Annotated in this window: 2 protein-coding genes and 1 pseudogene; 2 read left to right on the top strand and 1 reads right to left on the bottom strand. The window is 37.1% G+C overall.

The genetic code is table 11. The features are described 5' to 3' along the window. Both A5844_RS01190 and A5844_RS01185 read left to right on the top strand, forming a co-directional pair. Nucleotides 1-1,206 (top strand): annotated as a pseudogene (locus A5844_RS01190) (hypothetical protein); the annotation flags it as partial. After that, entirely contained in the window at nucleotides 1,176-3,716 is a 2,541-nt protein-coding gene (locus A5844_RS01185; RefSeq protein WP_086283243.1) for a hypothetical protein, read from the top strand. The pseudogene A5844_RS01190 and the gene A5844_RS01185, both read left to right, overlap by 31 nt. A gap of 805 nt (nucleotides 3,717-4,521) precedes the next feature. Here the strand turns inward: A5844_RS01185 and rpsT are convergent. Beyond that, nucleotides 4,522-4,776, bottom strand: a complete 255-nt coding sequence (gene rpsT, locus A5844_RS01180; protein WP_086283242.1) for a 30S ribosomal protein S20 — start codon at nucleotides 4,774-4,776, stop codon at nucleotides 4,522-4,524. Nucleotides 4,777-4,918: the final 142 nt, after the last annotated feature.

The raw sequence follows: 4,918 nt of genomic DNA, 5'->3' as shown, positions 1-4,918 counted from the left end.
ATTGGCTATCATCAAAGTGGGTATTTACAACTGAAAGAATATCAAAAAACACTCTATGACCTTTTTACCGTCTATCAAAAAGAAGCACTTGCTTGGCGACGGAAACAGGCGTTAGCAGAGAGAGAGGCTCAGAAGTGTGTTGATGCTGGGGTAACAATCTTCACCTTTCATGCAATGACTCAAAATTATCTTAATGGACTGGAACCTTGTTACAATAAGTTTACCTCACCTAATTTAGAAGAATGGTATACTCGATTGACCAAAGCAGTCTCAGATACTTTTTATCCATTGGATCAAAAACTGATTGAGCTTGCGCTGAAAGGATTCGACCTTAAAGAACGGGAATTTATTTTCTCTCTTGAAACAGAACTTTATGAGGCCTCTGCCGAGTTGGAACATATCGAGCATACTTCTTCTAGCTCGTCATTGAAAAATTCTATGCCTTTTGTCCTTCTAAATGAACTTAAGTTAGATCAGACCGATTTGTTTGTAGCCATCAAAAAAAATGAAGAGCGATGGTATGCTTTAAAAAAATTGGAGGGGGGAGCCTATACTTTTTATCGAGTGGATAAAGATCTTTTAGCTTATTTTAAATATGGGCTACTAAATCATAAAGAGCTTTGGAATCAAAGGTATAAAAAAGAAGGTAGTGAGGTTCAAATAGGGAAACGGTACTTTAGATTTATTACTCGTATGGACAAGAGCAAGAAGTTACCACAAGGGGAGGAGACGCAACCCTTGATTGATGCGTTCAGCCGGAAGCATAGTGATACTCTGTACGATCAACTCTATAAATCCGGCAATGATCAATCCATCAGTGAGCAGGTGTGGGATGTCGCCAAACATATGATTCCTTTTTACGATTGTGTGACGGGACTCATCGATCGAGATTTCGCTGGAGCGGCTCCTTCTTGTATCATCGATATTGTCCTCTTGATCCCAGTTCTCGGGCAAGTGACTTCCCTTAGTACAAGATTTGCCTTAGGGATGGCCAAAGCGATGGCGACAGGGGGAATCAGAAATGCGATCCGTCAAGGGGCTCGATTTACTCCCAAAATTTCAGAAGTCAAGTCAGTTCTAGTAAATATTAGACGGTATCTTGATCCAGGCATCGAATCCGTCACTGATGGAAGTAAATTTGTGTTCCAGGAGTTAGTGGCTTTAAAAAATGAAGTTTGGGTGAAAAAAACGTTAAACAACTGTTAGAAAAAATGGCTGGTTTAGTAAAGGAGACACCTACGTTACCGAAAGATATCATCAGGACTTACTTACCAAGAGAGGGATTAGAAGTTTATGCCAAACGAATGGAAAATGAGTCCTATAGATTGGTGACTGATCTGAGAAGCGGAGATGTCTATGGCAATCCTTTCTGGTTGAAGGGGAACCGATTAGCGAGATTTACGGAGCCTGCCTCATTTACGGAGGAACAAAATGCGCGGCTCAAGCGGTTAGCTAAAGAAATTGATCCAGATCAGATTTTTGTAGTTGAACCCAATTTGAATGCCAATGCCTATGGCAGTGGGAAAGTCATGTCTGTCGCAGAAAAAGGTAAAGAAACCAAGTATTTCATTACAATAAACGGTCATACGGTACCTGTGAGAGTAACCCCTATTGAGGAACATGGGGTGCGTTATGATGTGGTAGATGGAGAGAAGATTTACCCCGTGAATTTCAATGGAAAAGAATGGTATTTTGAACCCGCGACTTCTCCTTTTGTTTCGAAAAAATTAGCAGATGAAGTAATGAAGAATATGGATGAATTTGAATCAATCAAGGATCCAAGTGTTCTTTCTGGTCCGGATGAACAAACGCTAATGTGGAATAAATATGGGAGATCTTACATTAAAATCAATGATCACTATATCCCATTGATTCAATTATATAAGAATTGGGATTGGTATCATTTAGTAAAAAAAGATATCCAACAGCCGATGACCGTGTTGATATTTGAGCCAGAAAATGAACTGTTTCGTCTAGAGACAAGTTTAGACAAAAGGTTGAGGGAAGGAGAGAGACTAAAACAAGTTGAAGCTGGATCTTCCCAGGGAATCAGCAGACAAACGGGGCAAGAAGTGGAACTTCCGCCAGTTGGAGACTTACCAGATCCACCAGGAAGAGGAGAGGAATGGAATGAATTTAGAAACGTCCAAGATATTGAAGTTGAGGTTCCACCTGTGAGCATAGATGAAGATACTACTGTGCGTATGGATTCGCTAACGAGGTTTCTCCCAGAACCGAGGATTTATGTTTATAATCATGAAGATGTTAATAAATATAAAATTTTGGAATTCATAACTGGAGTTTTCTCTAAGGAGCCGCCACTTCCCTATCGTGTATATAAGAGTCTTAAGTTAAGTAACAAACCAGACTTTCTCAAACCGTTTGTGCTAGAACTGATAAAAGATTATAAGAAAGCACAAGAACGTTTTCAAAAAACATTAGAGGTGTGTCAAAATGTGTTAACAAAAGGAAGAATTGCAGAAACCCCACAAGGGGAATATTTGGTCAAAATGTTTAGATTGGAATCGGCAGTGAATCAGGAACAGATACTATTGGAAATTGTTCAAAGATTGATATCTATATCAAGAAAAGGAATGGAATTCCTTCAAAAAACAGCGGACTGGGGTTATGAGAACATTTTGATCGCATCCAGTGAATTAGTTAAGCAACCAGGCTCTAAAGAATATATTTCAGCCTCTCAGAATAGCATAGCTTTTAGGGCATTTATATTCCCTACTGATCCAGAATGTAGAATAATTTTTCTAGCGGATAGTTTTTATCTTAATCCAGATTTCGACAAAGGTGGCATGATTAACTCAGGGAAAAGTCGAACACTCATGCATGAAACCACTCATCTTGTTGCGAAGACAGTAGATGTCGCAAAATATTATAGAGAGACAATAGGTATTAAAAAAACTGGAAAAATGGTGTTAGAGGAATATCAGAAACAACGTTCGAGAATATTTTTTTCTGATGGTTTCAAAAAGTTTGTGAAACACATAGAAAGGACCCAAAATAAACCGGGATTAGCACTAACGACCGTGTGGCAAGAAACAATAAAAAGTGATTTGTTGCGAGCGAATTTACAGATGAGTGATGCAGATATGGTGGCGTTCATCATCAAAGATTTGGCAGAAGGAAGAAATTTCGAAGGAGTACTTCGTGAAGCGAGAAGTCTTAAAGATTCGACAATTGAAGATGAATCGATATTTATATTTTTAGCAGTAGCTGTTAATACATATGCTTATGGTAATTTTGCAAGAGATCTTGAATTGGATAAGGACCAGGAACAAGAACAATCAACTGAAACAATTGCAGTGACTAATGAAAGTGATCATCCAACTACTGTGAAAAGAGAAAAGAGAGAGGTAGCTTCAACGACAAAGGAACCCCCAAAGAATATTTCAAAGCAAAGTTTTCTAGAACTTGTAACCACAGGGATAATAAGAAGTTACGGTACAGTTCAAGTTGCCTATGGACTACAAATAAAACCGGAATTTCCAAAAGTTAAAGCTAATCGTAGTTCTTTAAATCTTTTAACTCCGAGTACCGTAAACAGCAACAGGATGAGTCAGCTCATTCCTACTCAACCAATGGCTACGAAGACTATAACACATATTCTAACTGCTAGTAGAGAAAGAAGTGACAAGATCAATCAACCAAAGGTATTCAACCAGCAAAATAAACAAGAACTAGAAAGAAATAGAAATAACTAACTCAATACTATCAACCAAATGTACAGAATTTCCTACATTATGTACAAAGATAAAGAACAATGAACAATATGATGGAGAAAAGGGGAGATATCCGTGAAGAGTGAGAGTGGACAGTAAACATCAATTAAAAAGTGTATCTTACTTTTCTTTCCTACTTTGGATATTCTATTCGCTCTTGTCATACAAACTTTTCAATATCTTTAAGTTGCTGAAAGGTATGAAATTTGGGTTGTTTCTCCTAGAGACAATATAGCATTCCTATTCTGGACAATGGATCCAATCTCTCCCTTTTCGTTTCTTTTTGCCAATTCTTGTTTTGTTCTTTAACATTGGCTTTAAGGAGTGAACTCTTTGGGTTGTGAAAGTTTGTCTTCTAAATTTTAGAACCAGATTTTACCTTGGTGACAAGGTAGCGTTGAGGAAGTCTTGCTAAGTTTATTTTCTCGATCAAAGAAGCCCAGGGAATTTGTGGAGTGTTGGAAATATGGAGAGAAGAGGTGTAGACATTCAATGTGTGTACATTTAGAAATATTCAAAACAAATATTCAAAACAAATATTCATGTTTCCACTATACTGTTTGTAAAAATAATGTTTTTTAGAGTTTTTGTATTTAATATTATATTGAAGTGAAGTAATTTTGATGTGAGCAGAAAGGATGCTATTTTGTTTTTATTATGACATTCTTTTTTTTAAACGAAAAAAGAAGGGGAGGTTTTTGCTAATTGGCTTCAGAAGAAAATAAAAATCCTCAGTTATATTCAAATTTTTTAAACTAAATAAAAAAACCGGCCGCAGCCGATTTCCTTATTTAGCGATTTTTTTACTTAAACGAGATTTGTCGCGGTTCGCTTTGTTTTTGTGGATAAGACCTTTAGATTCAGCCATATCAATCGCTTTAGCAGCTTCTTTATATAACGCATCTACGTTATCAGCACCTGAAGCTACAGCATCTTCAAATTTTTTGATTGCAGTACGCATAGCACTAGTTTGAGATGAATTTTTTACATTCGCGTTTTCGCTTGTACGAGCACGTTTGATTGCAGATTCAATGTTTGGCATTTGTTTCACCTCCGATAAGTAAAGTTCTTACGCGTGTTACCGCATAATTCAACATTCATTATTATACCTAAAGCGAGCGTGCTTTGCAATATGAACATGACAAGTTTTTTTCCTTAACAGTTAGAGAATAAATAAAAAAGAC

The organism is Candidatus Enterococcus wittei (assembly GCF_002140175.1).
GTDB classification, from domain to species: Bacteria; Bacillota; Bacilli; order Lactobacillales; family Enterococcaceae; genus Enterococcus_B; species Enterococcus_B wittei.
Note: the sequence above shows the minus strand (reverse complement) of the source record. Positions and strands in the feature narration are given on the sequence as shown.